Raw genomic sequence first — 15,193 nt, forward strand, 5'->3', positions numbered from 1 at the left:
ACTATCCGAGGACGACGCCGGTCGCGGCGAGATCCTGGATCGAGTCGTCCCACTCGTAGAGGTTGATCGGCGCGTTGCCGTCCGGATTCTCGGCGTCGTAGTGACCGAGCCCGAGCCCGGGGATGTGGAAGTCGCCGAGCGACTGGCCCGCGGCGGCGAACGACTCGTTGGTGAGATCGCCGCCGGCGGCCTCCGCGATCGCGACGAACAGGCGCACCTGCCGACATGCTGCGGCCACCGACACGATGTTCTCCGGCTCCTCCGGCCCGCGGGTGTTCGGATCGAGGATGACCGTGCCCGTCGCCTCCTCCACGATGCGGATGCACTCCTGGATCACGTCGTCGTCCCACCAGCCGAGCTGTTCGTTCGTGTTCCCCGCGGCGGACCCGGCGAGCACGCTGAGGTCACGTCCGCCCCGGTCGCGGATGTAGCCGCGGAGCGACCCGAGGCTCGTCGCGAGGATCCGGGGCCGGTACGGGAGGTCCTCGATCCCGCCCGCGTAGCGGGGCCCGGCGCCGTCGATGGTCAGGATGGTGTCGGCCCCCTCCACCTGCTGGCGCTCGGCCATGAGCCCGACCTCGGCGATGGTCGCGGCGGCGTCGACGAGGCTCGCTTCCAGATAGTCCACGTCGACCACCGTCACGCCGAGATCGTCGAGCAGCGGCAGCACGACCGATTCCACCTGGGGCTGGGCCGTCGCTTCGGCGACGACGGCGACCGTGGCCCCGTCGAAGTAGCCCTGTTCGGCGACGCCGTTGACGATGACCCGCGCCGCGTCGTCGGCGTTGCGCATGGGGCTGAACCACGGGGCGGTCGCGCGTGCCATCCGGGCGTCGGTCTGGCCGGGGCCGACGAGGGCGGTGTCGTTCAACTCCGTGTAGCAGAGCGGGGCATCGCCGAGCATGGCGCCGAGCACGGCGAAGACCTGCTCGTCGTCGACAAGGCGGGCACAGATCTCGTCGGACGACACCGTGCCGATCGGGATGAACGGTTCGAAGACCATGTCGATGCGGCGACCGAGCACACCGCCGCCGGCGTTCACGTCGTCGATGATCGCCCGGTAGGCGTCGCCGTAGGACCCGTGGTCGAGGTCGACGAGGCCCTGGAGCGATTCGAGGTCCACGGTGGTCACGCCGATCTTGATCGCGTCGGACGTCACCCCGCGGAAGGAGTCCGTGAGCACGACGGGCTCGGTGGTGGTCGTCGTGGCGTCCGGCGGATCGGGCTCGGCGCCCGGGTCGGTCTCGTCGGCAATCGTCGTCGTTGTCGTGGTGGTCCCGGTGGACTCGCCGCTGTCGTCGCCACAGCCGGCGACGGCCAGCGCGGCAACCAGGAGAGGGACGACGAGGCGGCGGACGGACGGCGGCGACGCGATCATCGCGACACGCTACCGTTCCCGCACCGCCTGCCCGGAGGGAACGTCGTGGCCGACCTCATCGAACTCGCGTCTCGGATCATCGACACCGGTGACCTCACCGAGCCCACCAATCGCATCACCCTCGAACTGTCGGAGGTCGCGGACGGCCTGGCGATCGTGGAGGCGTTCTCCCACGTCTGGGCGGTCGACACCGGCGACGGGCTCGTGCTCGTCGACACGAGCCACGCCAACTCCGGCCAGGCCGCGCTCGACGCGATCCGCGCCTGGCGGACCGAGCCCGTGCACTCGATGGTGTACACCCACGGCCACATCGACCATGTCGGCGGCAGCGGCGCGATCCTCGCCGAGGCGGCGGCCAACGGCGCGGCGACGCCGGATGTGATCGCCCACGAGGCCGTGCACGATCGGTTCGCCCGCTATCGCGAGACGACCGGCTGGAACCTCGCGATCAATGCCCGTCAGTTCGGCGGCAACGTGAAACGCACCGACGTGGTCGGCGCCACGCCGGACGCATTCCTGCCCGACGATGTCGCGTCCCCCAACGTGACCCACGACGACGGGATGACGGTCACCATCGGCGCTACGACGTTCGAGATGCACCACGCCAACGGCGAGACCGACGATCACACCTGGATCTGGGACCCGGACCGCAAGGCCGTCTACGTCGGCGACCTGTTCATGTGGAACTTCCCGAACGCCGGCAACCCGCAGAAGGTGCAGCGCTTCGCCGGCGACTGGGCGACCGCGCTGCGGGCCATGGTCGCCAAGGGACCCGAACTGATGCTGCCCGCGCACGGTCTGCCGATCGGGGGCCGCGACCGCGTCGCGACCGCGCTCACCACGGTCGCCGAGGCGCTCGAGTACCTCGTGGAGGAGACCGTGGCGCTGATGAACCAGGGCGCCACGCTCGACACGATCCTCCACACCGTCACGCTGCCGGACCGGTTCGAGGGCGTGCCCTATCTCGTGCCCAACTATGACGAGCCGGCGTTCGTGATCCGCAACATCTACCGCCTCTACGGCGGCTGGTGGGACGGCGATCCGGCCACCCTGCATCCCGCGCCGAAGGCCGCGCTCGGCGCGGAGGTCGCCGCCCTCGCGGGCGGCGCGGACGCGCTCGCCCAACGCGCGCTCGAGCTCGTGGACCAGGGCGAACTCGAGGTCGCCGGCCACCTCGTCCAGATGGCCGTCGACGCCGACCCGACCAACGGGGCGGTCCACGACGCCCGTATCGCGGTCTACGCCGCCCGCCGCGCCGTCGCCACGTCGCTCATGTCGAAGGGCATCTACAAGAGCGTGATCAACGCGTCGAAGGACGCGATCGCCGAACTGTCCTAGGCCGCCGGAGGTCGCTCAGGGGCGGAGCGACTCGACCGGGTCGTGGCTGGGGCGGAACTCGTCGCCCCCGATGGTGACTGGCGTGGAGAGCTCCACGACGTCGCCCGAGCTGAGCAGGGCGTGGATGCGCCCGCCACCGTCACGGCCGACGTGCTCGACCCGCATCCAGGCGCCGTCGCGATGGATCCAGTTGCCCTGCCGCACCAGCTCCGGTGGGAGCACCGCGGCGGGCCGCACCTTCACCGGCTTGCCCGCCGGCGTGGTGCGGAGCAGGCGGATGCCGGGGACGAGGATGGCGAGCGCACCGAGGGTGCACATGATCGCCACGAGGGTGGTGGTGTCGTCGCCGGAGCCGAGCGCGCCGCTGGTCGTGAGGGCGAGCCCGGCGCCGAGCACGAGCGCGGCCACCACGACGAGCGCGATGGCGCCCTTCTGGTCGTCCTTCGCGGCGCGGGGACCTTCGACGAGCCGGCCACTTTCCGCGTATTCGAGGATCTGCGAGGTCACGTCTCGTGGCCGTCGTTCTATCCAACCCACTTCAGCACCTGCTCCAGGACCGCCGGTTCTTCCCCGCGTCATCAGGCTGACACATGTTCTATTTCGGCGCCAGCGGGACGGGCGGCGCAGAGAAAATCCGCGCCGGAACCAAACCGTTCGCCGTCGGCCGGCGTGTCCGACAGGAGACCCCCACTCAGGAGACCACCTGTGACTCGCGCCAAAAGTCTTGCCGTCGGCTTCGCCGTGCTGATCGGTGTCGTCGTCGCGACATCCGCCCTCGCGTTGAACGCCGGCTTCGTCGCCGCCGGAACCGGCGCCGAGGCGGTCGCCGAGCCACCGGCTCCGACCACCACGACCTACGAGCAATACCTCGAGGAGTGGTACGCGGCGAACCCGACGACCACCGCGCCACCGGCCACCACCACGACTCCGGTCGAACCCGTGATCATCTACGAGTACGTGGACGTGCCGGTCACCGTCCCTCCGCCGCAGATCGTCTACGTCCCGGCGCCCACGGTCACGAACCCACCGGCGTCGACCTCCGGTCCTCCGAGTACGACGGTGCCGTCCTCGTCGGACACGACCACGACCCGGCCGCCGACCACAACCGCGGCGCCGATGGAGTTGCTCGAGTTCGACCTCTACGGCTTCGCCGAGGTGACGATCGCCTCCCACGGGCCCGGCGACCGATTGCAGGCGTGGGAGATCGAACAGGACTCCCCGTGGGTGTGGGAGGTGGAGGACGACAACGGACCGAAGGTCGAGGTGAAGTTCTTCAACACCGAGACCGGCAAGGAGGCGAAGCTCAGCCTCCGCCTCGATGACGACGGGTACAAGCTCAAGACCGAGGGCGATGGCTTCGCGGAACGCGAGGAGTACCTGTGAGCGACGTCGACGCGCAGGCGGAGCGCCTCCGCAAGCTCCAGGAACGGCGGTCGACCGCCCCCGCCCCGCGCCGTCGCGCCGGCGCGGTCACCCGAGCGATCACGGGCGGGATCAGCGTCGCGGCCTTCGTGGCCGTCACCGCCGTGATGGGCCCGGTGTTCGCGGCCACGGAGGAGGAGGCCGCCGTGGTCCCCGTGCCGACGACGACCACGTGGCCGCCGCCGACCGATCCGGCGCCGCCCCCGTCGTCGATGCCCGTTCCCGAGCCGACTGCGCCGCTGCCGCCCGCGACGATCATCGTCCAGGTCCGGCGGGAGGTGCTGGTCACGGGCGCCTCCACGCCGGCCGGCGCCCCTCCCGCCGCGCCGAGTCCGAGGGCGACACCCGCGCCGTCCTCGGGTTCGGACACGCCCGCCCCCGCCCCGGCGCCCGCACCGACGACCACGGCCGCGCCGGCTGCTCCGCCGCCCCCGCCTCCGCCGTCGCCCGCGACCGAGCCACCGTTGAGCAGTGGTAGCTAGCCACCGCTTTCGGGCGATGGGGACGGACGTCGAGATCCGCCTCGCCGATTCGGCGGGGTGGCTTCTCTCGTTCGCCGAGGACCGGGTGGCGAGGTTCGAACGGATGTGGAGCCGCTTCGATCCCGAGAGCGAGCTGAGCGCGCTCAACCGGGCGTCGGGTCGTCCGTCGATCGTGTCCGCGGCCACGATCGAGCTCCTTGCCGCCGCCGTCGACGGCTTCTGGCGCACCGATGGCCTCTTCGACCCCCGGATCATCGACTCGCTGGAGGCGCACGGCTACGACCGGTCGTTCGACCGGATCGATCCGGCGGCTTCGGTCGGCGGCGGTCCAGCGCCGGGGGGACCGATCGGCCGGCCCCTGACGATCGAACTCCTGGAGGAGGTCGCCGCCGTCGTCCTGCCCCGCGGCGAGCGCTGGGATCTCGGCGGCATCGGGAAGGGGTTCACCGCCGACCGGCTCGTCGAGGAGCTCTGGCGTGAGGGCGCGGGCGCGGTGCTCGTGAACATGGGAGGGGACATGCGGATGCACGGCGACGCATTCGGGGAGCCGGCGTGGACCGTGGCGATCGATCACCCGCTGGCCGATGGTGTGCTCGCGGAGGCGCATCTCCACGAGGGCGCCGTGGCGACGAGCAGCCGGCTGACCCGCCGTTGGCACCGTCGCGGCGCCGAGGCACACCATCTGATCGATCCCCGAACCGGGGCACCCGCCGAGACCGACCTCGTCGCGGTGAGCGTCGTGGCGTCCAGCGCCTGGTGGGCCGAGGTGCTGGCGAAGGCGGCGCTGATCGCCGGGCGCGCCGACGGCACCGCGCTGGTCGAGCGGCATGGCTGCTCCGCGGTGCTGGTCGGAACCCGAACCGATGACGTGACGACCGTAGGCGACCACATCCGACTGCGAGTAGGCGTATGAACGAACAACTCTGGTGGTACGTGGCGCGATCGGGAGGCATCCTCGCCTGGGTGATCGTGACCCTCTCGGTGCTCTGGGGGCTCGCCCTGTCCACGAAGGTTCTCGGCCGACGCGGCGCCCCCGCCTGGTTGCTCGACATCCATCGCTGGTTCGCCGCCCTCTCCATCGTGTTCACCGCGGTCCATGTGCTGGCCCTCGTCGCCGACAGCTACATCTACTTCGGGTGGTCGGAGCTGTTCGTTCCGATGGCGTCGACCTACGAACCGGCCGCGGTCGCCTGGGGCATCGTGGCCTTCTACCTGATGGTCGCCATCCAGATCACCTCCCTGGTCATGCGCAAGCTCCCGCGCAAGGTGTGGCGCTACGTCCACTTCACGAGCTTCCTCGTCTTCGCGTTGGCGACCTATCACGGCCAGGCCGCAGGTACCGATGCGACGAACGGGGTGTACCGATGGACCGGTCTGGTGCTCGTGCAGCTCGTCCTTTTCCTGCTCATCGTCCGGCTGGCGGCCCAGCGGCGGTTTCGCAAGCGGACGGGCGGTCGGCCCCGCGCCGGTGTGATCGCAACGATCCTGTAACAAGGGGAACCAAGCCGAGTGGAGCCGGGAGGAGTGTCAGTGTCGAGGGAGACGTCCGATTACGCGGACGAGTTCGATGCGTTCTTCGATGACCACTACCCAGCGATGATCCGATCACTTTCTCTGATCACGGGCGACGAGCAGCTCGCGGCGGACGCCGTGCAGGACGCCTTCGTCCGCGCGTACAGCCGGTGGAATCGCATCCGCCGGTACGACCGGCCCGACGCGTGGGTGCGCCGGGTCGCGATCAACCGCAGCAAAGACCACTTTCGCGCGGCGTCGCGGCGCCGGACCTATGAGGAGCGAGCCGCGGTTCCCGAGTCCGTCCCGTCGACCGATCACCGCTATGACGACGGCGAGCTGGTCCACCGGTTGCTCGCCGATCTTCCCCGGCGCCAGCGGGTCGCGGTGACGCTCTTCTATCTGGAGGGGCTGAGCGTCGCGGAGATCGCGGCGTCGATGGGGATCACCAGCGGTGCGGTGAAGTTCCATCTGAGCAAGGGACGCGCTCGCATGGCGCCGGTCCTGCGGGAGGAGGTTCGGTGAGCGCCGACGACGATCTCCGCCGGGCGTTCGATGCCGCAGCCCCTCCTCCGCCGAGTCCCGGACCGGTCCGCGCCCGTCTCGAGCCGACGATGGTTCGCGCCCGTCGCCGCCGTCGGGTTCGCGTGGCGGTGACCGGTTCCGTCGCGGGAGCGCTCGCCCTCGGCGGCACCGCCCTCGCCGTCGGTCAGCTGATCGGGGACGATGCGGCGGAGATCGGTCCGCAGGTCACGCTGCCCGCGCCGGACGTCGAATCGCCGATCCCGTCCGACCCGCCCACGACCGGGGCGCCGTCACCCTCGAGCCCCGACGCGCCGCCGCCGACATCCTCGACCCCGAGCACCGTGACGTCGCCGCCGCCGACCACGGAGATGCCGCCGACGACCGCCACCCCTTCCGAAGAGGTGTCCGGTCCGCACGACACGCCCTGTGGCTCGGTCACGTTCGTCGTCGCCGGCACGAGCGTGCGAATCGACAGCCGGACGGTTGTCGACGGGTTCAGCTTCACGAGCGAGGGTGACGGGACGAGCGAGGTCCATGCCCGGTGGGACGACGGTCCGGCGCCCGACTGCCGGGTAGAAGCCCACCTGGAGGACGGCGAGCTCCGCGTGGAGGTGGACGACGACGACTCCTGACGGCGCGGCCGAGGGTCACGCCGGCGGGAGCGGTGTCTCCCACAGGGTGTGGGCGATGTCGTACGCGGCGCCGTTGAAGCCGGTGGTGAACCGCACGAACGTCTCGTCGTCGGTCACTTCCCACGCCAGCGGGATCTCGTAGCCGGTGAAGATCCCGATCGCCGTTTCGGTGGTCAGTTCGGCGGTGAAGGGGCTCACCGGCACGATCGACTCGGTGTCCCAGTCCACCAGGAACAGCCGGATCGGTTGCTCCGTCCCGACGGTCGGCTCCGGGAAGTCCTCCGAGCTGCGCATCGAGAACGACGTCTCGACCGGCTCGTCCTGCGCCCACCGGCCCCGCACGATGGACCGGCCGTCGTTCAGCGTCACCGCCTTCGTGCCGAAGAGCTCGAGGTCGCCGACGCGCGACGGGACATCGGCCTGGTCGAGCGGCGCTGGGAACTGGTCCGCCGCGTCACTGATGTCGACGTCGGTGCCCGTGCCGGCGATCGCGACCGGCACGGGAGGACCCGGGTCGACGGGCGGGGGCTCGGTCGTGGTCGGCTCGGTCGTGGGTGGCTCGGTGGTGGGTGGCTCGGTGGTGGGCGGCTCGGTGGTGGGTGGCTCGGTGGTGGGCGGCTCGGTCGTGGAACCCGTGGCGATCACGTCGTCAGGTGGGTCGGCGTCCGTCGCAGCGTCGTCGCTGCACCCGGCCGCCGCGAGCACGATGGCCACGAGTGCGCCGAGGAGTCGGCGGGTCGGAGTCCGGGGGCAAGAGCGCATCGGCGCCCAGTCTTGCCGACGTTGCCCCGTCGTAGGCCGTCACCGGCAGGATCCGACGTGCCGAACCGGCGTACGGTCGAGGTATGGCACGAGCGTCCGCTGCCCTGATGAGCCTTCGCCGCGCTGCTCGCCTTTCCGCTCGCCTGGATGCACCACGCCCGGACGTCGGCCCGCTACGCCGATTCGGGCACGGACCCTGCGGTCGTGCCCGCGGTCATCATCTTCGTGGTCGTGCTGGCGCTCTATCTGCCGAGCGTGGTGGTCGTCGCCCGGGCATCGTCGACGACGGGTGCACTGCTCGGCGGGGTGTTCGTCGCGGGGGTCGCCATCTCGACCGCGATCGGTGCCCGGGCCGTCGGCGTCGCCCGGGTGAACATCGCCCTGGTCATCGTGTCGGCCTTCGTTGCCCGGCTGCTGACCACGGCGGTGACGAGGGACGCCGACGTCACCTCAGCGGGCGCGGATCCGTCTCGTGGGGCAGGGCGAGGTTGAACTGCCGGGACTCGCGTCGCGTCTACGTGAACTGGTCGCGCGTGTCGTCGACGGCCGTGCTGAGTATCGCGACACCGGTGACGCGGAGAATCGAGATCCCGAGGTTGTAACTCTTCATCTGATCCGTCATGTTGTCGGCTTCGAGCGCCTTGATCTCGTCGGAGAGCCGGGTCTGGTCGGCCTCACTGACACTCTCCATCAGGTTGAGGCAGTAGGCCGGTAGCGCTGCCTTCGCCTTCTCGAAGCTCACGTTCTTCATCTTCTTCTTCACGTAGCGGCTTCGGAGGCGTGCCTGATTTCGGTTTACGCCGAGGTCGGCAGCGTTGAGCGCCATGTTGATGAGCGTGCTGGGACCGATGTCGACGTCAGCCTCGCCGACGCGGACCTTGAACAGCGATGATCGAAAGAGGGCGAGCGAGCCGAATCCTGCCACCAGGACTCGCGTCAGACCGACCGTCTCGCCGGAAGCCCCGAACTTCCACTCGAACGCTCGGATCAGGACGAGCGCCGCGGCAGCCGCCGCAGCGTTCAGGCCCGCATAGACCCAAGCGGAGAGTGACCGGACCAGATCGGACGGCTGGTCTCGATACCGGGTGACGAGTTCGGCGAAGGCAACGGCGATGGCAATTCCGCACGCAACGACGTAGCCCCAGTTGCCGGACATCGGTCAGCCGCCGTCGGCGTCGACCGACGCGGCGAGCTCGACCGAGTCGCCATCAACGATCAGGACGCCGTTGTCCGAGAGCGTCTTCACCGACGCTGCCGTCTCGAGCACCGAGGCGTCGACCGCCGCGAGGACCTGTTTCATCGTCGTCGCCCCTGCTTTGATCGCCGCCAGGACATCGTCGAGAGCGTCGGACACGACCGGAGGTTCGGGGGCTCGTTCGCCCTGCATGGACTTCAGGAAGATGGAGTACGAGCTCGAACCGTCATCGTCGTCCGGCTCCTCCTCGGGATGCCAGCCAGCCGCCGCCAGGCGTTCGCCACGCGACTCGTATTGCTTCGGTCCAGCAACCATCGTGAGCTGCTCCATCTCGCGTCGTGCACGCGTCCTTCGGATGCCGACGATACATCACGACTCAGGGCTCCGTCGGCGGGACAGCCGGAGCAGAGGCCAAGGTGCGATCCGAGTTGTGCGCGAGGGGGGACTTGAACCCCCACACCCTTTCGGGCACAGGCACCTGAAGCCTGCGCGTCTGCCAATTCCGCCACTCGCGCGTGGCCGATCACCGAAGTGACCGTGGTCGAAGGCTAGCGGGCATGGCCCGCGTATGCCCCGCGTATCCACCCCTCGGATTCGCGTCGGGCAGACGGGGCTAGCCTCTCCGACGTGGGCTTGCGCTCGGTGGAACGCCGTCTCGAACGTTTCGTGGAAGGGACCGTCGGTCGGCTTTTCCGCGGCGGCGTGCGGCCGGTGGAGATCGGCCACCGGATCGCCCGGGAAATGGCGGACTCCCGCAGCGTCGGGGTGAAGGGCCAGCCCGTCGTCGCGAACCACTTCGCCGTCCGTCTCGCGGCGGACGATCTGGAGCGCTTCGCTGAGGTGAAGGACTCCCTCGTCCGTGAGCTCTGCGATGCCGCCCGGGACCACGCCCGTGAGGAGGGGTGGACGTTCATGGGCCCGGTGCAGGTCGAGCTCGATCCCGACGAGGGTCTCCGCGGCGGCGCCATCCAGGTCGACGCCCGCATGAAGGAAGCCGATGGTGGCGTCGGCGTGCTCCATCTCCCGACCGGTCAGCAGGTCGTGCTCGGCGAGTTCGTCGTCACCATGGGCCGGCTGCCTGAGTGCACGATCTCGTTCGACGATCCGAACATCAGCCGCGAGCACGCGGCGATCCGCCCCGACGGCGACGGATTCATCCTCACCGACAACGGGTCGACCAACGGCACGCTCGTCAACGGGTCGCCCGTGACGGCGCACCGTCTCGTCGACGGCGACCGCATCGAGCTCGGCGCGACCGTGATCGATTTCCGGGCCGGCTGAGCGAGTCCCGGGCGCGCGGCACGGCTCTCGCGACCGTCACGGTTAATCTCGCAGCACCGTGTCGGACCAGCTCTTCATCGTGCTCCGGGTGTGCCTGCTCGCCCTCGTCTACCTGGTGTTCCTGCGCGTCCTTCGGGCCGTGTGGGTCGAGCTGCGCGCCGAGGGGGCCCGTCCGGCACCCGCGCCGGCCCCGCGGCGGTCGAAGCGAGCCCCCGCGCCTGCGCCCGTTCCCGAGCCGGTCGGCGCGCCATTGCCGGCCTCGGCTCCGACCGCGCTCCTCGCGACAGGCCGGCTCGCGATCGTCGCGCCGGCGGGTCTCGCCGGTCAGACATTCGTCGTGGACGGCGAGACGACCATCGGGCGAGGCGCCGGCTGTGCGGTCTCGATCGACGACGCCCACGTCTCGAAGCTCCACGCCCGCATCTCTCCGGCCGATGGAGGCTGGATGATCGAAGATCTCGGCTCCACGAACGGCACGGTGCTCGACGGCTCGCCGCTGCGGGCGCCCGTCCGGCTCATGCCCGGGAGCCGCATCAGCATCGGTGAGATCGTGTTGGAGTTCACATGATCGAGTTCCGCTGGGGCTCCGCCACCGACGTCGGCCGGGTCCGCCAGGCCAACCAGGACCAGTTGCTCGTCGCCGCGCCGGTGTTCGTCGTGGCCGACGGCATGGGCGGCCACAACGGCGGCGAGGTCGCGGCCGCGGTCGCCGTCGACGAGATGGCGAAGGTCGACACGGTGACGTCCGTCGACGACCTGATCGAGGCGGTCCAGCAGGCGAACCGCGAGATCGTGGACCGTTCCAAGCTCGAGCCCGAGCTGCGGGGCATGGGCACCACGCTCGTCGCCCTCGTCGGGATGATGGTGGGCGACAGCCAGCGCCTCGGCATCGCCAACGTCGGCGACAGTCGTCTCTATCGCGTCGCCGAGGACGGGCTGGTGCAGGTCACGGAGGACCACACCCTCGTCGAAGCGCTCGTGCGCGACGGTCGCCTGACCGCCGAGGAGGCGCTCACCCATCCTCAGCGCAACATCGTCACCCGGGCGCTCGGCATCGACGAGAAGGTCCTGGTCGACACCTGGGAGCTCGGCCCGGTCGCCGGTGACCGCTATCTCCTGTGCAGCGACGGCCTGTTCGGCGAGCTGACGGAGGACGAGATCCAGGACGTGCTGGCCCGGGTCGAGGACCCGAACGAGGCCGCGGTCGAGTTGGTCACCGAGGCCGTCGAGGCCGGCGGTCGCGACAACGTCACGGTCCTCGTGGTCGATGTCGTCGACGCCGACGAGGTGGACGACGAGATACCCGACGATCGCATCATCTCGATCCACAAGGCCGTGCCGGACAGTGTCCTGCGGCTCGAGCCTCCTCCGGAGACCGGCCCGAACGATCCCCATCCCGACGAGATCGTCGTCGACCGCACCATCGAGAAGCCGCCCTTCGTCACGTGGCGGCTCGGCCTGTTCGTCGCGGCCGTGCTGATCGTGCTCGCGGTGCTGCTGTCGTCGGTCGTCGCCTACGCCCGCTCGTCCTACTTCGTCGGCACGGACGACGACCAGGTCGTGATCTACCGGGGCCGACCCGGTGGCGTGCTCTGGTTCGACCCCACCGTCGAGGAGCCCGTCGTGCTGTCCGTCTCCGAGCTCGACGACGAGGATCTGCCCGACGTGATCGCGGGCGTGCAGTTCGACGATCTCGACGACGCCCGCACCTACGCCGCGGCGCTGAGCGAGCGGGCGAGCACCGACGAACCGTGACGGCGCTCGAGCGTCGCGGTTCGCTGCCGCCGAGCCTCGCCGCGCTCCGACCCCGCCGGGTCGAGCTGGGGCTGATCTTCCTCATCGCGGTCGTGGTCGTCGCCGCGTACGGCCTGGCGAGTCTCGGCCAGTCGTCCTCCGTGCCGGCCAACATCGGCCCGTTCCTGGCCTGGATGCTCGGCCTGTTCTTCTTCGTCCACCTGGCCGTGCGCCGCTTCGCCCCGGCGGCCGACCCGGTCATCGTGCCGATGGCGTTGCTGCTCAACGGGCTCGGCTACGTGATGATCGCCCGCCTCGGCGGCGACGTCGACGGCGGCGGTGATCTGGCCGGGCTCCAGTCGGTCTGGACCGCGGTCGGCATCGGCCTCTTCGTCGCGACGCTCATCCTCATTCCCCGGGCCCGCATGCTCGCCCAGTACCGCTACCTCTTCGGCCTCGGCGGCATCGCCCTGCTCGCGTTGCCCCTCGTGCCCGGCATCGGCATCGAGCTCAACGGCGCCCGGATCTGGGTGAGCATCGGCCCGGTCAACTTCCAGCCCGGCGAGTTCGCCAAGATCGCGCTGGCGATCTTCTTCGCGTCCTATCTGGTCGACGCGGGGGAGCTCATCAAGAACCGGCTCGAGCTGCGCGACCTCGTGCCCATCGGGGCCGCGTGGGCCGCGTCGGTCGGGGTGATGGTGCTCGAACGCGACCTCGGCTCGTCGATGCTCTTGTTCGCCCTCTTCGTCGTGATGATGTGGATGGCGAGCGGGCGGACGATGTTCCTCGGGCTCGGCGCTGCGATGTTCGCGGCCGGCGGCGTGGTCGCGTTCCAACTCTTCTCCCACGTCGAGCGGCGGATCGATGCCTGGCTCAACCCCTGGGCGGACCCGCAGGACAGCGGCTTCCAGATCATCCAGGCCACCTACTCGATGGCGGAGGGTGGACTCACCGGCACGGGCCTCGGGCGCGGTGAGCCGGACCGGGTGCCGTTCGCCGAGACCGACTTCATCTTCGCCGCGCTCGGCGAGGAGCTCGGCCTGGCGGGCACGGCGGCGGTCCTCATGGCGTTCCTCGTGCTCATCGGCTCGGGTCTGCGGATCGCGATCCGGGCGACGCGGCCGTTCGAGATCCTGCTCGCCGTCGGTCTCACCACCCTCGTCGCGGTGCAGGCCTTCATCATCATGGGCGGGGTCGTGCGCCTCATCCCGCTGACCGGCATCACCCTGCCGTTCGTCAGCTACGGCGGCTCGGCCCTGGTCTCCAACTACATCGTGCTCGCCCTCTTGGTGCGACTGTCCCACGAGCAACGCGTCGCCGCCACGAAGGAGCCGACGCCATGACCGCGCGGATCCGGCGGCTCGGCGCCGTGTTCATCCTCCTCTACGCGGTGCTGTTCGTGCAGCTGAATCGGGTGCAGTTCGTCGACGCCGAGGACTACCGCACCCACGAGGGCAACATCCGTCCCCAGCTGCGCGCCTTCGGCCAGGAGCGGGGCGACATCATCACGGCGGACGGCGTGGTCGTCGCCTTCTCGATCCCGGTCGAGGACAGCACCATCGAGTTCCGCCGCTCGTATCCCACCGGCGAACGCTTCGCCCACGTCGTCGGCTTCCAGTCGTTCAACCAGGGCGCCTTCGGCCTCGAGCGTGAATACAACGACCAGCTCGCGGGGGAGCGGCTGGACCAGCAGTTCGAGTCGCTGAAGGACCTGTTCGTCGAGCGTGACACCACGGGCACGGTCGTGATGACCATGCGCGACGACGTGCAGCAGGCGGCGCAGGAAGCGCTCGGCGAGCGACGCGGATCCGTCGTGGCCATCGACCCGAGGACCGGCGGGATCGTGGCGATGTGGACCTATCCGAGCTTCGACCCGAACCCGCTGGCCGGGCTGGACGGCACGCTCGTGAACGAGACCTACTCGGCCCTGCTCGACGACCCCGACGACCCGCTGCTCGCCAAGGCCTACCGCGAGGTGTTCTTCCCCGGGTCGACGTTCAAGCTCGTCACCGCGGCTGCGGCGATCGACACGGCGGACATCAGCCTGACGAGCCCGGTGTGGCCGCAGGCGAACGTCTATTCACCGCTCCCGTCCGGCTCGGACCTGCGCAACTTCGGGGGCAGCACCTGTGGCGGTGATCTCCGTGAGGCGCTGCGGGTGTCGTGCAACACGACCTTCGCCGAGATCGGGGCGGAGTGGGTCGGACCGGACGGCATGGTGCGCACCGCCGAGAACTTCGGCTTCAACGCGGCGGTGCCCATCGACCTGCCGAACGCGGCCCGGTCGAACTTCCCCGTCGACTACGGCGCCCGCCTGGCGGATGTCGATCACTACCGCCCGACGGAGGGCGCCGAGGGGGACGGCCCGTTCCTGCCGAACGGCGACACGCCGATCCACGAGAACTCCGCGATCCTCGCCCAGACCTCGATCGGCCAGAACGACGTGAAGGCCACGCCGTTGCAGATGGCGATGGTGGCCGGCGCGATCGCGAACGGCGGACGGATGATGGAGCCCCACGTGGTCTCGGAGGTGCGCTCGTCCGACGGCGACGTGTACGACACGGTCGAGCCGAGTCTGTGGCGCGTCGCCACGTCACCGCTCGCGGCCGACCTGCTCCAGGAGGCGATGATCAACGTCGCGGAGAACGGCACGGCGCGGAACCTCGCCGTCCCCGGTCTCGTGGTCGGCGGTAAGACGGGCACGGCCCAGCTCGGCACCGATCCGCCCAACAGCCACGCCTGGATCGTCGGGTTCGCGGGTCGCCCGGGAGAGGACGCGGAGCTCGCCGTCGCCGTCATCGTCGAAGCGCAACCGGGGGCCAGCGAGCAGACGGGTGGAGCGGTGGCCGCGCCCATCGCCCGGGCCGTGATCGAGGCGTATTTCAACGGCTGAGAAGCGGTTTTCGGACCTGCAACGGTCCGCTGGTGACAC

The 15,193-nt window shown here is 70.1% G+C and carries 18 protein-coding genes and 1 tRNA gene; 13 read left to right on the forward strand and 6 right to left on the reverse strand.

Annotated elements, in window-relative coordinates:
- Position 1 precedes the first annotated feature (1 nt).
- Entirely contained in the window at positions 2–1,378 is a 1,377-nt protein-coding gene (locus tag R8F63_18420; protein MDW3220587.1) for an ABC transporter substrate-binding protein, read from the reverse strand.
- Positions 1,379–1,423: 45 nt separating this feature from the next.
- Here R8F63_18420 and R8F63_18425 point away from each other — a divergent pair, with 45 nt between their 5' ends.
- The gene (locus R8F63_18425; protein ID MDW3220588.1) at positions 1,424–2,716 is read left to right on the forward strand and encodes an alkyl sulfatase dimerization domain-containing protein; all 1,293 of its coding nucleotides are present in this window, start codon (positions 1,424–1,426) and stop codon (positions 2,714–2,716) included.
- A gap of 15 nt (positions 2,717–2,731) precedes the next feature.
- Here R8F63_18425 and R8F63_18430 read toward each other — a convergent pair whose 3' ends face one another.
- Complete coding sequence (locus R8F63_18430; protein ID MDW3220589.1) at positions 2,732–3,223, reverse strand: hypothetical protein; 492 nt, start codon at positions 3,221–3,223, stop codon at positions 2,732–2,734.
- 198 nt (positions 3,224–3,421) lie between these two features.
- On the opposite strand from R8F63_18430, the gene R8F63_18435 reads away from it, so the two are divergent.
- From R8F63_18435 to R8F63_18460, 6 genes are read left to right on the forward strand one after another with little or no spacing between them, the layout of a single operon-like run.
- The gene (locus R8F63_18435) at positions 3,422–4,099 is read left to right on the forward strand and encodes a hypothetical protein (protein ID MDW3220590.1); all 678 of its coding nucleotides are present in this window, start codon (positions 3,422–3,424) and stop codon (positions 4,097–4,099) included.
- Positions 4,096–4,620, forward strand: a complete 525-nt coding sequence (locus tag R8F63_18440) for a hypothetical protein (protein MDW3220591.1) — start codon at positions 4,096–4,098, stop codon at positions 4,618–4,620. The genes R8F63_18435 and R8F63_18440 overlap by 4 nt, the downstream gene beginning before the upstream one ends.
- Positions 4,621–4,636: 16 nt before the next feature.
- On the forward strand, positions 4,637–5,533 hold the full coding sequence (locus R8F63_18445) for an FAD:protein FMN transferase (protein ID MDW3220592.1): 897 nt from the start codon (positions 4,637–4,639) through the stop codon (positions 5,531–5,533).
- The gene (locus R8F63_18450; GenBank protein MDW3220593.1) at positions 5,530–6,111 is read left to right on the forward strand and encodes a ferric reductase-like transmembrane domain-containing protein; all 582 of its coding nucleotides are present in this window, start codon (positions 5,530–5,532) and stop codon (positions 6,109–6,111) included. The genes R8F63_18445 and R8F63_18450 overlap by 4 nt, the downstream gene beginning before the upstream one ends.
- A 39-nt stretch (positions 6,112–6,150) precedes the next feature.
- The gene (locus R8F63_18455) at positions 6,151–6,657 is read left to right on the forward strand and encodes a SigE family RNA polymerase sigma factor (protein MDW3220594.1); all 507 of its coding nucleotides are present in this window, start codon (positions 6,151–6,153) and stop codon (positions 6,655–6,657) included.
- Complete coding sequence (locus R8F63_18460) at positions 6,654–7,289, forward strand: hypothetical protein (protein MDW3220595.1); 636 nt, start codon at positions 6,654–6,656, stop codon at positions 7,287–7,289. The genes R8F63_18455 and R8F63_18460 overlap by 4 nt, the downstream gene beginning before the upstream one ends.
- A gap of 15 nt (positions 7,290–7,304) precedes the next feature.
- On the opposite strand, the gene R8F63_18465 is transcribed toward R8F63_18460, so the two are convergent.
- Positions 7,305–8,003: a hypothetical protein gene (locus R8F63_18465; protein MDW3220596.1), complete on the reverse strand. Its 699-nt coding sequence runs from the start codon at positions 8,001–8,003 to the stop codon at positions 7,305–7,307.
- Between the two features lie 195 nt (positions 8,004–8,198).
- Here R8F63_18465 and R8F63_18470 point away from each other — a divergent pair, with 195 nt between their 5' ends.
- Positions 8,199–8,543, forward strand: a complete 345-nt coding sequence (locus tag R8F63_18470) for a hypothetical protein (GenBank protein ID MDW3220597.1) — start codon at positions 8,199–8,201, stop codon at positions 8,541–8,543.
- A 22-nt stretch (positions 8,544–8,565) separates the two neighbouring features.
- Here R8F63_18470 and R8F63_18475 read toward each other — a convergent pair whose 3' ends face one another.
- From R8F63_18475 to R8F63_18485, 3 genes are all read right to left on the reverse strand, one after another.
- Entirely contained in the window at positions 8,566–9,207 is a 642-nt protein-coding gene (locus tag R8F63_18475; GenBank protein ID MDW3220598.1) for a hypothetical protein, read from the reverse strand.
- A 3-nt stretch (positions 9,208–9,210) separates the two neighbouring features.
- Positions 9,211–9,561: a hypothetical protein gene (locus tag R8F63_18480; protein ID MDW3220599.1), complete on the reverse strand. Its 351-nt coding sequence runs from the start codon at positions 9,559–9,561 to the stop codon at positions 9,211–9,213.
- Positions 9,562–9,677: 116 nt separating this feature from the next.
- Positions 9,678–9,761: transfer RNA gene (locus R8F63_18485), tRNA-Leu, on the reverse strand.
- Positions 9,762–9,873: 112 nt separating this feature from the next.
- On the opposite strand from R8F63_18485, the gene R8F63_18490 reads away from it, so the two are divergent.
- From R8F63_18490 to R8F63_18510, 5 genes are read left to right on the forward strand one after another with little or no spacing between them, the layout of a single operon-like run.
- Positions 9,874–10,527: a DUF3662 and FHA domain-containing protein gene (locus R8F63_18490; protein ID MDW3220600.1), complete on the forward strand. Its 654-nt coding sequence runs from the start codon at positions 9,874–9,876 to the stop codon at positions 10,525–10,527.
- Between the two features lie 58 nt (positions 10,528–10,585).
- Positions 10,586–11,095: an FHA domain-containing protein gene (locus tag R8F63_18495; protein MDW3220601.1), complete on the forward strand. Its 510-nt coding sequence runs from the start codon at positions 10,586–10,588 to the stop codon at positions 11,093–11,095.
- Entirely contained in the window at positions 11,092–12,282 is a 1,191-nt protein-coding gene (locus R8F63_18500; GenBank protein ID MDW3220602.1) for a Stp1/IreP family PP2C-type Ser/Thr phosphatase, read from the forward strand. The genes R8F63_18495 and R8F63_18500 overlap by 4 nt, the downstream gene beginning before the upstream one ends.
- Positions 12,279–13,604, forward strand: a complete 1,326-nt coding sequence (locus R8F63_18505) for an FtsW/RodA/SpoVE family cell cycle protein (GenBank protein ID MDW3220603.1) — start codon at positions 12,279–12,281, stop codon at positions 13,602–13,604. Before R8F63_18500 ends, R8F63_18505 begins: the two co-directional genes overlap by 4 nt.
- Positions 13,601–15,154, forward strand: coding sequence for a penicillin-binding transpeptidase domain-containing protein (locus R8F63_18510; GenBank protein ID MDW3220604.1), 1,554 nt, complete (start codon positions 13,601–13,603; stop codon positions 15,152–15,154). The genes R8F63_18505 and R8F63_18510 overlap by 4 nt, the downstream gene beginning before the upstream one ends.
- Positions 15,155–15,193 lie beyond the last annotated feature (39 nt).

It is taken from the genome of Acidimicrobiales bacterium, assembly GCA_033344915.1.
In the GTDB taxonomy this organism is placed as follows: Bacteria; Actinomycetota; Acidimicrobiia; order Acidimicrobiales; family Aldehydirespiratoraceae; genus JAJRXC01.

Coding starts and splice junctions, on each gene's coding strand:
- R8F63_18450 (MDW3220593.1), top strand. CDS start 5,530: ATGAACGAACAACTCTGGTGGTACGTGGCGCGATCGGGAGGCATCCTC.
- R8F63_18470 (MDW3220597.1), top strand. CDS start 8,199: ATGCACCACGCCCGGACGTCGGCCCGCTACGCCGATTCGGGCACGGAC.
- R8F63_18480 (MDW3220599.1), bottom strand. CDS start 9,561: ATGGTTGCTGGACCGAAGCAATACGAGTCGCGTGGCGAACGCCTGGCG.
- R8F63_18500 (MDW3220602.1), top strand. CDS start 11,092: ATGATCGAGTTCCGCTGGGGCTCCGCCACCGACGTCGGCCGGGTCCGC.
- R8F63_18510 (MDW3220604.1), top strand. CDS start 13,601: ATGACCGCGCGGATCCGGCGGCTCGGCGCCGTGTTCATCCTCCTCTAC.
- R8F63_18420 (MDW3220587.1), bottom strand. CDS start 1,378: ATGATCGCGTCGCCGCCGTCCGTCCGCCGCCTCGTCGTCCCTCTCCTG.
- R8F63_18475 (MDW3220598.1), bottom strand. CDS start 9,207: ATGTCCGGCAACTGGGGCTACGTCGTTGCGTGCGGAATTGCCATCGCC.
- R8F63_18445 (MDW3220592.1), top strand. CDS start 4,637: ATGGGGACGGACGTCGAGATCCGCCTCGCCGATTCGGCGGGGTGGCTT.